This is a genomic window from Streptomyces sp. NPDC017529 (assembly GCF_044329785.1).
Lineage (GTDB): Bacteria > Actinomycetota > Actinomycetes > Streptomycetales > Streptomycetaceae > Streptomyces.
The window spans coordinates 263,752-280,057 of sequence record NZ_JBIRJY010000009.1; the positions used below are offsets into that span (position 1 = coordinate 263,752).

At 73.4% G+C, this 16,306-nt stretch carries 12 protein-coding genes; 6 read left to right on the top strand and 6 right to left on the bottom strand.

The window, feature by feature from the left end; genetic code table 11:
- The first annotated feature begins 241 nt into the window (after positions 1–241).
- From ACH4K4_RS24200 to ACH4K4_RS24210, 3 genes are all read left to right on the top strand, one after another.
- Positions 242–1,300, top strand: coding sequence for a glycosyltransferase family 2 protein (locus ACH4K4_RS24200; RefSeq protein WP_398169957.1), 1,059 nt, complete (start codon positions 242–244; stop codon positions 1,298–1,300).
- A gap of 195 nt (positions 1,301–1,495) precedes the next feature.
- Complete coding sequence (locus tag ACH4K4_RS24205) at positions 1,496–2,929, top strand: MFS transporter (RefSeq protein WP_398169959.1); 1,434 nt, start codon at positions 1,496–1,498, stop codon at positions 2,927–2,929.
- Between the two features lie 37 nt (positions 2,930–2,966).
- Positions 2,967–4,064 (top strand): hypothetical protein, encoded by a 1,098-nt coding sequence (locus ACH4K4_RS24210; protein ID WP_398169961.1) that lies wholly within the window; start codon positions 2,967–2,969, stop codon positions 4,062–4,064.
- Here ACH4K4_RS24210 and ACH4K4_RS24215 read toward each other — a convergent pair.
- The 4 genes from ACH4K4_RS24215 to ACH4K4_RS24230 all read right to left on the bottom strand — a co-directional run bounded on the left by ACH4K4_RS24215 (position 4,052) and on the right by ACH4K4_RS24230 (position 10,362).
- On the bottom strand, positions 4,052–5,980 hold the full coding sequence (locus ACH4K4_RS24215; RefSeq protein WP_398169962.1) for an LCP family protein: 1,929 nt from the start codon (positions 5,978–5,980) through the stop codon (positions 4,052–4,054). The genes ACH4K4_RS24210 and ACH4K4_RS24215 overlap by 13 nt on opposite strands.
- Before the next feature lie 110 nt (positions 5,981–6,090).
- Complete coding sequence (locus tag ACH4K4_RS24220) at positions 6,091–7,860, bottom strand: LCP family protein (RefSeq protein WP_398169963.1); 1,770 nt, start codon at positions 7,858–7,860, stop codon at positions 6,091–6,093.
- 229 nt (positions 7,861–8,089) lie between these two features.
- Positions 8,090–9,436 carry an LCP family protein gene (locus ACH4K4_RS24225; RefSeq protein ID WP_398169964.1) on the bottom strand — a complete coding sequence of 449 codons (1,347 nt, stop codon included), beginning with the start codon at positions 9,434–9,436 and terminating at the stop codon, positions 8,090–8,092.
- Positions 9,437–9,609: 173 nt separating this feature from the next.
- Entirely contained in the window at positions 9,610–10,362 is a 753-nt protein-coding gene (locus ACH4K4_RS24230; protein ID WP_398169966.1) for a TIGR03089 family protein, read from the bottom strand.
- Positions 10,363–10,488: 126 nt separating this feature from the next.
- On the opposite strand from ACH4K4_RS24230, the gene ACH4K4_RS24235 reads away from it, so the two are divergent.
- The 3 genes from ACH4K4_RS24235 to ACH4K4_RS24245 all read left to right on the top strand — a co-directional run bounded on the left by ACH4K4_RS24235 (position 10,489) and on the right by ACH4K4_RS24245 (position 13,962).
- A complete protein-coding gene (locus tag ACH4K4_RS24235; RefSeq protein WP_398169968.1) occupies positions 10,489–11,832 on the top strand; it encodes a peptidoglycan recognition protein in 1,344 nt (447 codons plus the stop codon).
- Positions 11,833–11,905: 73 nt separating this feature from the next.
- Positions 11,906–12,988, top strand: a complete 1,083-nt coding sequence (locus ACH4K4_RS24240; RefSeq protein ID WP_398169969.1) for a sugar phosphate nucleotidyltransferase — start codon at positions 11,906–11,908, stop codon at positions 12,986–12,988.
- 59 nt (positions 12,989–13,047) lie between these two features.
- A complete protein-coding gene (locus tag ACH4K4_RS24245) occupies positions 13,048–13,962 on the top strand; it encodes a DNA-3-methyladenine glycosylase family protein (protein ID WP_398169970.1) in 915 nt (304 codons plus the stop codon).
- A gap of 36 nt (positions 13,963–13,998) precedes the next feature.
- Here ACH4K4_RS24245 and ACH4K4_RS24250 read toward each other — a convergent pair whose 3' ends face one another.
- The gene (locus ACH4K4_RS24250; protein ID WP_398169971.1) at positions 13,999–15,348 is read right to left on the bottom strand and encodes a coenzyme F420-0:L-glutamate ligase; all 1,350 of its coding nucleotides are present in this window, start codon (positions 15,346–15,348) and stop codon (positions 13,999–14,001) included.
- Positions 15,345–16,301 (bottom strand): 2-phospho-L-lactate transferase, encoded by a 957-nt coding sequence (gene cofD / locus ACH4K4_RS24255; protein WP_398169973.1) that lies wholly within the window; start codon positions 16,299–16,301, stop codon positions 15,345–15,347. The genes ACH4K4_RS24250 and cofD overlap by 4 nt, the downstream gene beginning before the upstream one ends.
- Between the last annotated feature and the right edge of the window lie 5 nt (positions 16,302–16,306).

Genomic DNA, 16,306 nt, shown 5'->3' on the forward strand with positions numbered 1-16,306 from the left:
GTGGGGGCAAGGGGCGGGGCGGCTCCGTACGGGAACGGGTCGTCTACGGAACGGATCGGAACGGGACGGGTCGTCTACGGGTCGGGACGAAGCAGGGACAGGGAGGCCGGGAACGGTACGTGCAGGCCGGGTCACCGTAGGCCCATACGATCGGCTGTAAAGCACCACACGCCGGGCACCGGCCCCAGGGCCACCCGGCTGCCGTCGGCCCCGATCCCCCATACGCGGTAACGTGACCGCGATGAACGCCACGCCCCCGCAGCAGCTCCCGGCCGTCTCCGTGATCATGCCGGTGCTCAATGAGGAACGTCATCTGCGCAGCTCGGTCCAGCACATCCTGGAGCAGGAGTACGCCGGTGAGATGGAAGTGGTGATCGCGCTCGGGCCCTCGACCGACCGTACGGACGAGATCGCCGCCGAGCTGGTCGCCGAGAACGCCGGGAACGAGCGCGCCCGCGTGCTCACCGTGCCGAACCCCACGGGCCGCACCCCGGCCGCCCTGAACGCGGCGATCAAGGCGTCCCGCCACCCGGTCGTGGTGCGCGTCGACGGCCACGGCATGCTCTCGCCGAACTACATCGCGACCGCCGTCCGCCTCCTGGAGGAGACCGGCGCGCAGAACGTCGGCGGCATCATGCACGCCGAGGGCGAGAACGCCTGGGAGGACGCGGTGGCCGCCGCGATGACCTCCAAGATCGGCGTCGGTAACGCGGCGTTCCACACGGGCGGCCAGGCCGGCCCGGCCGAAACGGTCTACCTGGGCGTCTTCCGGCGCGAGGCGCTGGAGCGGCAGGGCGGCTACAACGAGGAGTTCATCCGCGCCCAGGACTGGGAGCTGAACTTCCGCATCCGCGAGGCGGGCGGGCAGATCTGGTTCTCGCCCGAGCTGAAGGTGCGGTACCGGCCGCGGCCCAGCGTCCGCGCGCTCGCGAAGCAGTACAAGGACTACGGCCGCTGGCGGCACGTCGTGGCCCGCTACCACGCCGGTTCGATCAACGCGCGCTACCTGGCGCCGCCGACCGCCGTGTGCGCCATCGCGGCGGGCGCCGTGGTCGGCGCCTTCGTCACGCCGTGGGGCTTCGTCGTCCCGGCCGGCTACCTGGCCGCCATCGTGGCGGGCTCGGCCCCGGCGGGCAAGGGGCTGCCGCTGAAGGCCAGGGCCCAGATCCCGGTCGCGCTGGCGACCATGCACATGTCCTGGGGCTGGGGCTTCCTGACCAGCCCGCGGTCGCTGGCCAAGAAGGTCATCGCCAGCCGCCGCCCGGCGGTGACGGCGGCGGAGCCGGTCGCCGCCGAATAGGCGCGGACGCGGACGAGCAGGGAACGGGCGCCTCACCGGGGCGCCCGTTCGCGTATCCGCCGCCACCCACCGGCGTCACATCCGACCCTTCCGTCTCCGTGGTTCGGGCGGGCTGGGCACGGCCCGCCCATTGTGGTTACGATGCGTTACGTATCGCATACTTTGCGTGCTCGCCGATCGGGTGGAGGTGTCGCCGTGCGTCCATGGGCGGCGCTGGTTGTCCTGTTGTGCGGCACGTTCCTCGCCAACCTCGACGTCTTCATCGTGGTGGTGGCGATGCCCGCGCTCGAAGCGGACCTGGGGGCGGACGGCGGGCAGCAGCAACTGGTCCTCGCCGGCTACCAGTTGGTCTACGCGCTCGGCCTCGCCGTCGGCGGCCGACTCGGCGACGCGCTGGGCTCCCTGCGCGTCTTCGGCGTCGGCCTGGCCGTCTTCACCGCCGCCTCGGTCGCCTGCGGCGCGGCGCCCTCGACCGCCTTCCTGGTCGTGGCACGGCTGGTCCAGGGGGCGGGCACGGCGCTCATGGTGCCGCAGGTGTACCGCGCCGCCCGGACCCTGTTCACCGGCCGGGCGCAGCGCAGGGCGTACGCCGCGATCGGCGCGGTGATGGGCCTCGGCGCGATCGGCGGGCAGCTGCTCGGCGGCTGGCTGCTGTCGGCGGACACCCTCGGGCTCGGGTGGCGCGCCGTCTTCCTCGTCAACGTACCGGTGGGCGTCCTGGCGCTGACGGTCCTGCCCTGGGCGGCGGGCGGGCACCGGACGGCCGTCCCCCGCGGGCCGGTGCGCGCCGACCTGCCGGGAGCGGGCCTCGCGGCGGCCGCGCTCGGGCTGTTCGTCGTCCCGCTGGTGGCGAGCGGCACCGGCGGCATGGTGTGGTGGGGCCCGGCCTGCCTGGTCGCCTCCGTACCGGTCGCGGCCTGCTTCCTGCGCCACGAGCGCGCGTTGGACGCCAGGGGCGGCTCCCCGCTCGTACCGCCCGCGCTCCTGAGGCTCGACGGGTTCCGCCGCGGCATCGTGGTGATCGTCCTGGTCAACTGCGGGCTCAGCGCGTTCGTCCTGATGCTCGGCCTGCTGCTCCAGACGGGCCTGCGCTGGTCCCCGCTGGACACCGGAGCGGGCATGGTGCCGGCCGCGGTCGCCTTCGCGGCCGGTTCGCTGCTCGCGCCACGGCTCGGGCGCGGCGCGGAGCCCCGGCTGCTCTGCCTGGCCGCCTTCGCCGCGACCGCGGGCTACGCGGCCTGTGCCGTGAGCGCCCTCGGCGAGGACACCGGCCGGCTGCTCGGCACGGTGTGCGCCGTCGGCGCCGCGCTGGGACTGTGCGTCACCCCGGCCCTGTCCGTCACCCTGCGCGCCGTGCCGGACGACATCGCGGGCGCGGCGTCCGGCGTGGTCTCCACCGCCCAGCAACTCGGCGCCGCGCTCGGCGTCTGCGTCTTCGGTTTCGTCTTCTTCGCGCAGGTGCGGGCCTCGGCCGACGTCGTCGGCGCCTTCGCCGTCACCACCGCCGCGCTGACCATGACGTCGGCGGCCGCCGGTGTCCTCGCCTGCGGCCTGCCCCGGGCCGCCGGGCCCGCCGCCCGTACCGAGGACCGCCTCGGCGCACCGGAGCCGCGGGACCTGCCGATGTGACCGAGTACGTTTCCACCCCGACCGTACGGAGAAGCGTTTGTCCGCCCACCCCACCACCGTGCAGCCGGCCCTCGAAGCCCGGATCGCCGACCTCTTCCCGCAGGTACGGGAGTACCTCGGCGGACTCCTGGACGCGTACCGGCCCCGGTACGCCCACCTGCGGACCATGCTCGAACGGCTCATCGCCGATGGCAGGCGGACACCCCACGAGTGCGCGCTGCCCTTCCTCGTCCACGCCGCCGTCGACGGCGACCCCGCGCCGGCCGTACCGGTGGCCGCGGTGCACGCCCTGTGGTGGCGGGCCGCCAACGCCTTCGACGACGTGACCGACGGCGATCGCGGCACCCGCCTGTACGGAATAGACCCGGGCGCCGTCATGACGGCGGCCCTGGAGTGCGGTTACGCCCTGCCGCTGCGGGCCCTGGCCGCACTGCCGGCGGCCGCGCCGCTGCGCGAGCGCCTGACCGCCGACTACCTCGACGGCTGGACCGCCGCCTGTGACGGGCAGATCGGCGACATCCTCGGCTCGCCGACGGGGACGAGCCCCGAGGAAGTCCTGACGGTCTACCGGCACAAGAGCGGCTCGGTCTACGCCATGGCCGCCACGATGGCGGCCCGGCTCGCGCTCGGCGCGGACGGCGCGGGCGACCGCAGGGTCACCTCCTGGGGGGAGTTCGGCCAGGCCCTCGGCATGCTCGCGCAGTTCCGCAACGACGAGGACGACCTGCGCTCGGGCGGCAACGAGGACCTCGGCAACCGGACCGCCACCTACCTCCTGGTCCGGCTGCTGCACTCCGCCCCCGCGGCGACCAGGCAGCGCGCCGTGGAACTCCTCGGCCGGTCCGCCGACTCCGACGCCAGCCGCCGGCAATTGGCCGCCATGCTGCTCGACCCGGGCACCCTGGCCTCCTACCAGCGCTTCCTCGCGGACCTCCACCGGCGCGCCCACGCGCTGCTGGACGCGCTCGCCCCCGCGTCGCCCTTCACCGCCTCGCTGCACCGGCGCGTCGACGACGAGGTGCGGACCACGGCGTACGCCACCGCCCCGGCCGGGCCGCACGGCGTGCACTGCACGCTGGCCCCGGGCCCGGCGGCGCCCGCCCAGGCCCGGGAACGGCCGGATCAGAAGGTGTAGGCGGGATTCACCTTCATGCACGCCTTCTTGTCCTCGCCGTTGAGGGCGTCGGCGCTCTCCGGGGCCTTGTCGGCCTCCTTCTCGCCGGCCGGCGGCTTCGGGTACGACGTCCCCTTGCGCCAGTCGTTGCCGACGACCAGCCGCAGACGGGTGGTCGAACGCGACTCCTTGACCGCCTCCTTGGGCAGGCCGAGCGCCTTGGCCAGCGCGAGGGCGTCACCGCGCTGCTCCTTGCCCGGGTAGGTGATCGTGGTGTCGGCCTGGGTGGTGAGGCGCGCATCCGTGGCGGCGCCGCTGTAGCCGAGGGAGGCCAGGTGGTTCTGGAGTACGTTCGCACGGCCGGAGACCGGGCCCTGGACCGTGCTGTTGGTGCCGTTCTGGACTACGACGTCCAGTTTGTCCTTGGCTGTGGAGGGCTTCGGGTCGGGCGCCGGCTTCTTCTTTTTGTCCTTGCCGTCCAGCGCGGTGTCGTTGCGCACGAGGGAGAAGGTCTGCTCGGCGTCGCCGGGCTTGGGCACCACGTACTCGCCGCCCGCCGCGTACTGCCACGGCATGGTGACCATGGTGATGCGCTCGGTCGGCACCCGCTGGAGATCGCCGCCCAGGTCGTACAGCTTCTTGACGCTGCCCAGGCCCTCGTCCACGGTCAGTGCCTTGGTGGCGGCCTCGGCCAGGTCGCGCAGCTTCATCGGGTCGGTGAGCTTGGTGCCCGCCTTCAGCTCGCGGACCATCGAGTTCATGTACATGTGCTGGGCCTTGGCCCGGCCGATGTCGGTGTTGTCCTCGAAGCCGTAGCGGGTGCGCAGCCACTGGAGGGCCTGGACGCCCTTGACCGAGTGGGTGCCCGCGGTGAGCTTCAGGCCGCTGCCGTGGCCCTTCTTGTCATGCGAGTAAACGTTTTTGTCCACACACACGGGGACGCCGCCGATGGCGTCCGCCATGTCCACCACGCCGGAGAAGTCGACCATCATGAAGTGGTCGATGTAGATGCCGGTCAGCTCCTTCCAGGTGGCGACGGTGCAGCCGGGGCCGCCGTGCTGGAGCGAGGTGTTGATGGCCGCGGTGGACTGCGGGTAGACCTTGCCGTCGTCCGGATCCTTGCATTCGGGGATCGGCACGCGGGTGTCGCGGGGGATCGAGATGACCGACATGTTGCTGCGGTCGGCGGAGACGTGCAGCAGCATCTGCACGTCGGCCAGCGGCTTGCGGTCCGCGTCCTGGCGGGCGCCGCCCAGCTCGATGTTCTTCTCGCTGTTCCGGCCGTCCGAGCCGAGCAGCAGGATGTTCAGCGGAGTCTGTCCGAAGGCGTTGGGCTCGGGCTTCTGCAGGCCGCCGGAGCCCAGGTCCAGGGCGTCCTTGCGGAGGTTGCCGTTGAGGTGCTCGTAGTACCAGTATCCGGCGCCGGCCGTACCGACTATCAGCACGGCCAGGGATATCGCGCTCCAGCGCAGCACACGGCGGGTCGTGCTGCGCGGCTTGCCGGCGCGGCGGGTGCCCTTGGCTTCGGGGGCGGGGTCGGCCGGGGAACCGCCGGGGGAGTCCGCCTCGGACGCGGTCGACCGGGCGCCGGGGGCGGGGGCGCTCGTGGCGGTGGCCGCCGCCGGGGCCGTACCGGCCGCGCCGCCGGCCGCGGGCGGGCCCGCGACGCCACCGGTGATCACGGGCGGCCCCGCGACGCCGCCGCTGATCACGGGCGGTGTGGTGCCGCCGGCCACCGGTGTGCCGGTGATGCCGGGGGCGCCGGGCGCGCCGCCGTCAGCGGACTGCGCGGGGACCGTACGGCCCGCCTCGTCCGGGCGGCCGGCGCCGTCCGCCTCCGCCTCCTTCTCCTCGTACAGGCTGTCGTCCCAGCCCAGTTCTCTGGCATCGGGACGGCGCCGGCGTGGCCCGTCGCCACGCACACTGCTCTGCCGCATTGGGCTTCTCCCCCGTCAATCGGCGCCGTCACGGCGGCCGGGGCTCGCTTGAATGGTCCGGTTGCCCCGTGCAGCCGCGGGCCCGGCCGGGTCACCCGGCCGGGGAGCGGCTACTTGGCGCAGATGTTCTGGTCGTCGGCGTTGACGTTCTGCACGCCGTCCGGCGTCTTCGTCGGCGCCTCGATCGACTTGCCCGGTCCCTCGAAGTCCTTGCCCAGGATCAGCTTCATCGGGACCTTGGGTCCCGCGTCCGCCGTGGTCTTCTTCAGTGCGCTCTTGGGCAGGCCCATCCAGGCGGCCAGGGTGGCTGCCTGGTCGGCCTGGTTCGGCGCGTACTCCAGCCGGGTCGCGGCCAGCTTCGTCGGGGCGTTGCCCGCGTTCGTCGACAGCTTCGCGGCCTTGGTGTTCTGCAGCCAGTCCACTGTTTCCTGCGCGGCACCGAACGGCCCACCGCCGTTGGTGACATCGACCCGGACCTTGTCGGCCGGTGCCTGGGGAACCTTCGTGTCGTCCGACGTGCCCTTGCTCTTCTTCTCCTTCGTCTTGGACAGCGAGTGGTCGGCGCGGATCATCTGGAACAGCGGTCCGGCCTTCGCCTCGTCCAGTACGACGGTCGCACGGTCCTTCGGGTTGTCCAGGACGGGCACTGTGGCGAAAGTGATGTTTTTGATGTCGACCCGGCTGAGGTCCTTGGCGAGGTCCACCAGCTTGCCCGCGCTGCCGATGCCGGTGTCCACGGTCAGCGCCTTGGTGGCGGCCTGGGCCAGGTCGTAGAGCTTGGGGACGCTGGTGAGGGTGTCGCCGGACTTCATCTTGCGGATCATCGAGCCGAGGAACTGCTGCTGGAGCTGGATGCGGCTGAGGTCGCTGCCGGTGCCGACGGAGTGCCGGGTACGGACGAACGCCAGCGCCTGCTCGCCCTTGACGACGCTCTTGCCCGCCGGCAGGTGCAGGTGGGACTTCGGGTCGTTGATCGGCTTGGCGGCGCACACCTCGACGCCGTCCACCGCCTCCGACAGCTCCTTGACGGCGTTGAAGTCGGCCATCATGAAGTGGTCTATGGACAGGCCGGTCATCTTCTCGACGGTGCGCCACGTGCAGCCGGGGTCGCGGTCCTCCTGGCCCAGGCTGGTGTTGAAACGGACGTTGCGCTCGCCCGGGATGGTCTTGGTCGTGCCGTCCTTGTTGGTCGGGCAGTCCGGAATGTCGGTGATCATGTCGCGCGGGATGCTCAGGGCCGTCGCGTTGGAGCGGTCCTTGGAGATGTGCATCAGGAGCGTGGTGTCGGCGTGGCCGACGCTGCCCGCGTCGCCGTAGCCCTGGTTGCCCTTGCCGGAGCGGGCGTCCGTGCCGATGACGAGGATGTTGACCGGGCCGTCCTTGACCGCCGGGTTCTCCTTGCCGACGTCGACCTTGGAGATGTTCCCGTTGAGCTGCTGGTACAGGTAGAACGCGCCACCACAGCCCGCGACGAGGACGAAGCCGAGCGTGCCGGACGTCCAGTAGAGCGCCTTCTTCTTGGCGGACTTCCTCGGCTTCCGCTTGCGGCGGTTGGACGTGCCGCCGGGCGGCGCCGACCGGTTCCCGGCACGCCGGTCACGCTGGGCGGGCAGCTCGCGGGTGTCGCTGTCCTTCCGGGCGGCTGCGCCGCGTCCAGAACCGTTTTGCCCCGTGCCGCCGCCTGGGCCCGCGTCCCGTACCGACCCGGGTCGGGACGCACCGGTGCCGCGTCTGGGCGCGGGAGCCCCGCGGCCGGCCGGCTGGGATGCCGGCGCGTCGCCGGGGTTCAGCCGCAACTCGTAATTGCCGGTGTTCGGATTCAACACCCACTGATCAGCGGGGTCGATGTCGTCCGCTCGCCCACGGCCTTGCGCGTCCACGGTGCCTTGTGTCCTCCGTCGGTGCCACGCGGCGCCTCCCCCTCAAGGCGCTCGGTCGGTCGGTTGTGCAATGCGCGGTCAGCCTGGTCGTGCGGACCGGATCGCTCACACTATCCGCCAAGTTCAGCGTCGAGCGACGCCCGTGACACATTCCACTTCCCTACAACTGGGCAATTCACCCCATCCTTTCGACAACTTTCGAGCAGCCGAGCGTACCTTTGCAGAGCTTTTATCGGCAGATCCCGCGTTCTGCGGTGGTCCCCCGGAACGTAGGCGTCGCGGACGGAGAAGGCGGTCCGTCCGACGCGTCATTTGCGGAATCCCTACGCGGCTGCCGCACCGGGCCGGGTTCCGGTGTTCCGGTCGCGTCGCGTTCCGGGCCGCCGGACGGGGCGGAGACGGCGGGGGAGGGCGGGCGCGTGGCGGAGGTGGGCCGCACGGTCACCGGGCGGTCCCTGCCCAGCTGCCGGAAGAGCTGGTCGGCGTCCGGCTGGACGAGCTCGTCGCGGTCCGCGTCGTACCGGTACTCCTGTCGCGGAACGGTCAGGAACTGCACCTTCTCGGTCGGAATGCTGCGCATGCCGCGCACCCATTCGTACAGACCGCGCAGCGACGCCAGGTCCTCGTCGGTGGTGAGCGAACTCGTCGCCGCGTCCAGCAGCGGATAGAGCCTGCCGGGATTGAGCAGTACGCCATTGCTCTGGACCTTGTTCACCAGCGCCGCCAAAAACTGCTGTTGGCGCTCCATGCGCATGGTGTCGCTGCCGTCGCCGAGGGTCTTGCGGGCCCTGACGTAGCCGAGCGCGTCCTCGCCGCGCAGCGTCTGCCACCCGGCGGGCAGCCGCAGCCGCGCCTCGTCGTCATTGACGGGCCGTTCCAGGCACACGTCGACGCCGTCCACCGCGTCCACCATTTTCTTGAAGCCGGCGAAGTCCACGATCATGTGGTGATCGACGCGAATGCCGGTCATCTTCTCGACCGTACGGATCGTGCAGGCCGCGCCCGCGAACTCGAACGCCCAGTTGAACTGAGTGAATTGCGGCGGTGATTGCTTTCCGTCGGAACGCTTGCAACCGGGAATCCGCACCATCAGATCCCGGGGGATGCTGACCGCCGTCGCACTTCTGCGGTCCGCCGAGGCGTGCAACAGGATCGTGGTGTCCGAACGCTGGGTGCCGTTGTCCTCGCCGTACTTGCCGTTGTTTTGCCCGGCCCGGTTGTCGGAACCGATCAGCAGCACGTTCTGCGCGCCGCCGGGCGTCGCCTTCGGCCGCTCCGCCTCGTACTTCTCCAGTTCGTTACGGGTGTCGGTGTCGGCGCGGATGTTCCCGTCCAGCTTGTTGTACAGCAGCCAGCCGGCGCCCGCCGCGGCCAGCACCAGCACGGAGACCGCGAGCGCGGTCCGGCGCAGCCACCGCCGCCTGGGCGACGGGCCGGTGGCGGTCGCGCCGCTCTCCGCCGCGACGTCCAGCGGCGGGGCCCGGAACGGGGCCGCCGGCCTGCCCGGCCCGTCGGCGGGGTCCCGCGGGGGGAGCGGGCCGGGGCGGCGGGAAGGTCTCTCCGGGCTGTCGCTCACGTGTGCGTCCCCGTCCCTCCGGAGTCGGCGTCGCGCCCGCGCGGGCCGCGGTCCGCCGGGCGGACGTGCGGACCCGCGCAAGGTCGTCCGTACCCCAAGATCATGGCCCGCCCGTGGCGCACCGGCCCCTCACGAAGGGCCCGCCGTCCGCCGGACGGGGGAGCGGCGGCCGGTCAGAGCGCCCGGTGCGTGACCCGTTCGCTCTCCTCGCGCTTGGCCAGGCCGTCCGCGTCCAGCCGGTCCAGGTTGCGGCACAGGACGACCGAGCCGCCCGCGGCGAGCGGCGCCAGCAGGCCGGCGGACAGCCCCGCCCAGGTGTCGTACGGCAGGCCGGACAGCAGCCGGGAGCCGCCGGTGAGGCCGCGCTCCGCGGCGTCGGCCAGCGCCGCCGCCACCACCTCCGCGCCGGTCAGCTCCCGGCCTTCCACGGCGAGCGCCGGGTCCTGCGGGGAGACCGGCGCGTACGGCGCGAACCGGTCACCCTGGCTCGGCACCTCGACCGCGTAGTCCGCGAAGCCCTGCGGCGGCTGCGGGAAGCGGCCGCCCAGCGGGCGCAGCGCCAGCGCGACCCGCTCGCCCGTGCAGGCGCGCGCCTGGTCCAGCGTGTCCGGGCCGCTCACCACCAGGCCGGCCGCCGCCGGGTCGCCGCCGACGTCCGCGACGACGCCGACCGAGGAGCAGGCCAGCAGCCAGACCGCGGTCTGCCAGTGCGCGGGCAGCAGCAGGGCCAGCCGGTCGCCGGGCTCGGCGGCGAGGTCGCCCTGGAGGTAGTTGGCGGTCTTCGCCACCCAATTGGCGAAGGTGGCCACGGACAGTTCCACGCGCTCGCCGGTGGCGTCGTCGTAGAAGGTCGTCAGGGGGCGGGCCGGGTCCGCGGCGAGCGCGGAACGCAGCAGGTCGGCGGGGGTGCGATCGGTGGTGTTCATCGGCGCCAGAGTACGCGCGGGGGCGCTCGCCGGTCAGCCGGACGGCGGGCGCCCGCCGGCGGTAAGGGCCGACGAACCGTCAGATAGCGAATGGCGCGTTATGTCCGTTTCGTTCACTCTTACTTCATGCGTGCCTTTCTTGCTACCTCGATCGCCGTGACGTGCACCGCCGCCCTCACCCTCCCGCTCGCGCTGCCCGCCGGCGCGACCACCGCCACGACCGCCGCCACCGGCCGGGCCGCCGCCCCCGCGTACGCCTCCCGGGACGCGGCCGCCGGCGTCCCCGGCAGCACCCGGTCCCTGCCGCTGCGCCCCCTGCGCGCCTCGACCCGCAGCGCCGCGCCCGGCACCCAGGGCCTGTCCACGCGGCGCGTCGCCCCGTTCTCGCTGGTCGGCGTCGTGTGGGACGACCCGGCCGCCGAACTGCACGGCCGCGCCCAGGTCCGCACCCGCCCGGCCGGCGGCACCGGCTGGACCGACTGGCAGGACATCCGGACGCACGGCGACGACGCGCCCGACCCGCGGCGGGGCGGCTCCGTACGCGGCAGCACCGCACCCCTGTGGGTCGGCGCCTCCGACGCCGCGGAACTGCGCGTCGCCCCGGAGGCGGGCCACCGTACGCTGCCGTCCGGGATGCGCCTGGAACTCGTCGACCCCGGCCAGGACTCCGCCCGGGTGCGCGCGGCACGGACGGGCTCGGGCGACCCGAACCCGCCCGGTGGCCTCGCCGGATCCGTCAGCTCCGCCGTCGGCTCCCTGCTCGGCGTCCTCCGCCTCCCGGCGCTCGGCGGCGCCTCCGCCGCCAGGTCCGACGACGATGACGACGCCGACGAGCCGGCGCGCCGCCCCACCGGGCCCCGGTCCCACGTCGGGCCGCGCCCGGCCATCGTCACCCGGGCCGGCTGGGGCGCCGACGAACGGCTGCGCGAGCGGAACTTCGTCTACACCAGGACCATCCGGGCGGCCTTCGTCCACCACAGCGCCACCGGCAACAACTACTCGTGCGCACAGGCGCCTTCGGTCCTGCGCGGCATCTACCGCTACCACGTCAAGAGCAGCGGCTGGCGGGACATGGGCTACAACTTCCTCGTCGACAAGTGCGGCACGGTCTACGAAGGCCGCGCGGGCGGCGTGGCCAAGCCGGTGATGGGCGCCCATACGCGCGGTTTCAACGGCAACAGCATGGGCATCGCAGTTCTCGGGACGTTCGGGAATGCAAATCCGCCATCCTCGGCCGTTTCCGCCGTGGCCCAGCTGACAGCGTGGAAACTCGGGCTGTACGGCGTGGACCCGCGCGGCACCACCACCCTGGTGTCCGGCGGGGGCAACCGGTTCGACAAGGGCACCAGGGCCCGGCTCAACGTCGTCTCCGGACACCGGGACGGCTTCGTCACCCAGTGCCCGGGCGCCCGCCTCTACAGCAAGCTCGGCACCGTACGCAGCTCCGCGGCGCGCCTCCAGGGCCGCTGAAAGCCCGTTCGAAAGTATCTGCCTACACTGGTCCGCCGACCGGCCGACCCCAGCAGGAAGCAGAGAAGACAAGGTGACTGAAGCGATCCTCCTGGTCGGCGGCAAGGGCACCCGACTGCGCCCGCTGACGGTGCACACGCCCAAGCCCATGGTCCCGGCCGCCGGTGTCCCGTTCCTCACCCACCAGTTGGCGCGCGCCCGCGCCGCCGGTGTGGAGCACATCGTGCTGGCCACGTCCTACCTCGCCGAGGTCTTCGAGCCGTACTTCGGCGACGGGTCCTCGCTGGGCCTGCACCTGGAGTACGTCACCGAGGACGAGCCGCTGGGCACCGGCGGCGCCATCCGCAACGTCGCCTCCCGCCTGCACTCGGCCCCCGGCGACCCGGTCCTGGTCTTCAACGGCGACATCCTCACCGGACTGGACATCGGGGCCCTGGTGGACACCCACCGCACCACGGGCGCCGACGTCTCCCTGCACCTGACGAAGGTCGCCGACCCGCGCGCCTTCGGCCTGGTGCCCACCGACGGGACCGGCCGGGTCACCGCCTTCCTGGAGAAGCCGCAGACGCCCGAGGAGATCGTCACCGACCAGATCAACGCGGGCGCGTACGTCTTCGACCGCTCCGTCATCGACACCATCCCCACCGGCCGCCCGGTCTCCGTCGAACGCGAGACCTTCCCCGGCCTGCTGGCCGACGGCGCCCACCTCCAGGGCATGGTCGACTCCACCTACTGGCTCGACCTGGGCACCCCGCACGCCTTCGTGCGCGGCTCGGCCGACCTGGTCCTGGGCCGCGCGCCGTCCCCTGCCGTCCCCGGCCGCTGCGGCGACCGCCTGGTCCTGGACACCGCGGACGTCGCCCCGGACGCGAAGCTCACCGGCGGCACCGCCGTCGGCGCACGGGCCAGGATCGGCGCGGGCGCGCGCATCGACGGCAGCACGGTGCTGGACGGCGCCGTGGTCGAGCAGGGCGCCCGGGTGCACGACTCGCTGATCGGCGCCGGGGCGCACATCGGGGCGCGTACGGTCCTGGAGGGCGCGGTCATCGGCGACGGCGCCCGCATAGGCGCCGACAACGAGCTGCGCGACGGCATACGGGTGTGGTGCGGAGCCGAGATACCGGCGGCGTCGGTGCGGTTCTCCTCGGACCAGTAGCCCCCGGCGGAACCCCACGGGCCCCGCGACCGGGCACCCGTATCACTTACCCTTGCCGGATGCCCGCCCCCCTCCGCCGTACCTGGGTCCCGCCCGGCCCGTACGACCTGCACCGCACCCTCGGTGTGCTCGGTCGCGGCCCCGGCGACCCGGCGTTCCGGGTGGTGGACGGCGCCGTCTGGCGGGCCAGCCGTACGCCCGAGGGCCCGGCCACGCTGTGCGTGCGGATCCGGCCCGGTGCCGGGGAGGCCGAGGCCGAGGCGTGGGGGCCGGGCGCCGCGTGGATGCTGGACGGGCTGCCCGCCCTGCTGGGGGAGGACGACGACCCGGCGGCTTTCACCCCGCGGCACCGCCTCGTCCACGAGGCGCGGCGCCGCCACCCCGGCGTACGGCTCGCCCGTACCGGCCTGGTCCTGGAGTCGCTGATCCCCTCGATCCTGGAGCAGAAGGTCACCGCCGACGAGGCGTACCGCGCCTGGCGCCTGCTGCTCCAGCGGCACGGCGAGCCCGCGCCCGGCCCCTTCGACCGGCTGCGCGTCATGCCCGACCCGCGCGGCTGGGCGCTGATCCCGTCGTGGGAGTGGCACCGCGCGGGCGTCGACCACAAGCGTTCGGCCACGATCCTGCGCGCCGTACGCGTCGCCCGCCGGCTCGAAGAGGCCGCGGCCATGGACCTGCCGGACGCCCTGCACCGGCTCCAGCTGGTGCAGGGCATCGGCCCGTGGACGGCGGCGGAGGCGCTGCAACGCGCCAACGGCGCGCCCGACGCGATCACCGTCGGCGACCTGCACCTGCCGCGCATCGTCGGCTACGCGCTGACCGGCCGGCGCGACGGCACCGACGAGCAGATGCTCGAACTGCTCGCCCCCTACGAGGGCCAGCGGCACCGCGCCGCCCGCTTCGTCCTGCTGTCGGGCCGAACCCCGCCGCGCCGCGCCCCGCGCTTTCCCGTCGGGGACATCGCCCGCCTGTGACCACGGCCGGGCGGTGCCCCGGAACGGTACGGGCGTTCAGCGCACCACCACGAAGTCGTCCCCCGAGCGGCCCGGCCGCGGGCGGGGCGGCGCCGCCGGGCGGCCGACGGCCACCGCGCCCATCGGGTCCCAGTCGGCGGGCAGGTCCAGCACCTCCCGTACGACGTCGCGGCAGAACATCGTCGAGGACACCCACGCCGACCCCAGCCGCTCCCCGGCCAGCGCGACCAGGAAGTTCTGGATGCCCGCGCCGTTGGCGACGACGAACATCTCCCGCTCCGCGGCATTGCGCCGCGCGTCCGGATACGTGTGCGAACCGTCCATGACCAGGCACGGCACGACCAGGTACGGCGCCTTGCGCAGCACGTCGCCGCGGCGCACCCGCTTGGCGATCGACTCCTCGCCGAAGCCGTCCCCGCGCAGGTCGGCGATCCACGCGTCCCGCATCGCGTCCAGCAGCTCCGTACGGGAGCGCTCGGTCTCCAGCAGGACGAACCGCCAGGGCGTGGTGTGGTGCGGCGCCGGCGCCGTGACCGCCGCCGCGACCGCGCGCCGCACCGCGCCGGGGTCCACCGGGTCGTCGGTGAACTCCCGTACCGTGCGCCGCAGGGTCACCGCTTCCCGTACGGCCTCCGAGGTGCCCAGCCGGAACATGTCGTCGGGGGCGGACCGCACCAGCGCCCCGGCGCCCGTGTCGTCCCCGCCGCCGTCCGGGCCGTCCTCGCGCACCACGTGGGGCAGCCCGCGGACCACCGCCACCGGCAGCCCGGCGGCCTTGCCCTTCACCAGGTCGCCCGCCGCGGCCAGCTCGTCGGCGGTGGCGACCACCGTCGCGCTGAGCGGATTGCCGTACGCGTCCGTGCCGCCGCGCAGGTCGTCCAGCACCCGCACCCCGGCCGCGCCGATCGCGACGTCCGTCAGCCCGCTGCGCCACGGCCGCCCGAAGGTGTCGGTGACGACGACGCCGACCCGTACGCCCAGCGCCTCCCGCAGCCCGTCGCGCAGGGCGCGCGCCGAGGCGTCCGGGTCCTCGGGCAGCAACAGCACGGTCCCGGCCGGGGTGTTCGACGCGTCGACGCCCGCCGCCGCCATGACCAGGCCCTGCCGGTTCTCGACGATCCGCAGCGTGCCGCGGCGTGCCACGACCCGTACGGTCTCCCGGTCGATGGCCGCCTCGCGGTCGGTGGCCTCCACGATCCGGCCCTCGGCCTTGCTGACGATCTTCGAGGTCACCAGCAGGACGTCGCCGTCGGCGAGCCCCGGCAGCCCGCCGGCGGTCGCCGCGGCCGCGATGGCCTTGGCGAGGTCGTCGCCCGCCCGCACCTCGGGGATGCCGGGCAGCGCCCACACCCGGTACGCGGCGGGGGCCTGGCCGGGGTCGCTCACGCGCGCACCTCCTCGGCCAGCGCCAGCGCCGCACGGGCCATCGCGGTGGTCGCGTCCAGGTCCGTCATCATCAGCGGTACGGCCCGGCAGCGGATGCCCGCCTCCTCGACCTCGGGCACCGCGCCCGCGTCCACCGTGTCGACGAGCCAGCCGTCCAGCAGCCCGGAGCCGTAGTGCTGGGCCACCGCGGCCGCCGTCGACTCGACGCCGACCGCCGCCAGCACCTTGTCCGCCATGCCGCGCACCGGCGCGTCACCGACGATCGGCGACAGCCCGACCACCGGCACCCCGGCCTCAGCGATCGCCTCGCGGATGCCCGGCACCGCCAGGATCGTGCCGACGCTCACCACCGGGTTGGACGGCGGGAAGAGCACCACGTCCGCCTCGGCGATCGCCTCCAGTACGCCCGGCGCGGGCTTGGCCTGCTCGGCGCCGACCGGCACCACCGCGTGCGCTTCCACGGAGGCGCGCAGCCGCACCCAGTACTCCTGGAAGTGGATGGCCTTGCGTTCGCCGTCGACGTCCACGGCGACATGGGTCTCGACCCGGTCGTCGGACATCGGCAGCAGCCGCACCCCGGGTTTCCAGCGCGCGCACAGCGCCTCGGTCACCGCGCTGAGCGGGTAGCCGGCGCCGAGCATCTGCGTACGGACGATGTGGGTGGCGAAGTCCCGGTCGCCGAGCCCGAACCACTCGGGCCCGACTCCGTACGCGGCCAACTCCTCCTTCACCCGGAAGGTTTCGTCGGTACGCCCCCAGCCCTGCTCCTCGTTGATGCCGCCGCCGAGCGTGTACATCACGGTGTCCAGGTCCGGGCAGACCTTCAGCCCGAACAGGTGGATGTCGTCACCGGTGTTGCCGATGACCGTGATGTCCGCGTCCGGAGCCGCTGCTTTCACACCCCGCAGGAAGCGGGCGCCGCCGATACCGCCGGCGAGAACCACAATGCGCATGGCCC

What these genes read in the sequence shown, in the direction of transcription:
- ACH4K4_RS24200 (WP_398169957.1), top strand. Translation starts at nt 242, where the DNA reads ATGAACGCCACGCCCCCGCAGCAGCTCCCGGCCGTCTCCGTGATCATG.
- ACH4K4_RS24215 (WP_398169962.1), bottom strand. Translation starts at nt 5,980, where the DNA reads ATGCGGCAGAGCAGTGTGCGTGGCGACGGGCCACGCCGGCGCCGTCCC.
- ACH4K4_RS24230 (WP_398169966.1), bottom strand. Translation starts at nt 10,362, where the DNA reads ATGAACACCACCGATCGCACCCCCGCCGACCTGCTGCGTTCCGCGCTC.
- ACH4K4_RS24235 (WP_398169968.1), top strand. Translation starts at nt 10,489, where the DNA reads ATGCGTGCCTTTCTTGCTACCTCGATCGCCGTGACGTGCACCGCCGCC.
- ACH4K4_RS24245 (WP_398169970.1), top strand. Translation starts at nt 13,048, where the DNA reads ATGCCCGCCCCCCTCCGCCGTACCTGGGTCCCGCCCGGCCCGTACGAC.
- cofD (WP_398169973.1), bottom strand. Translation starts at nt 16,301, where the DNA reads ATGCGCATTGTGGTTCTCGCCGGCGGTATCGGCGGCGCCCGCTTCCTG.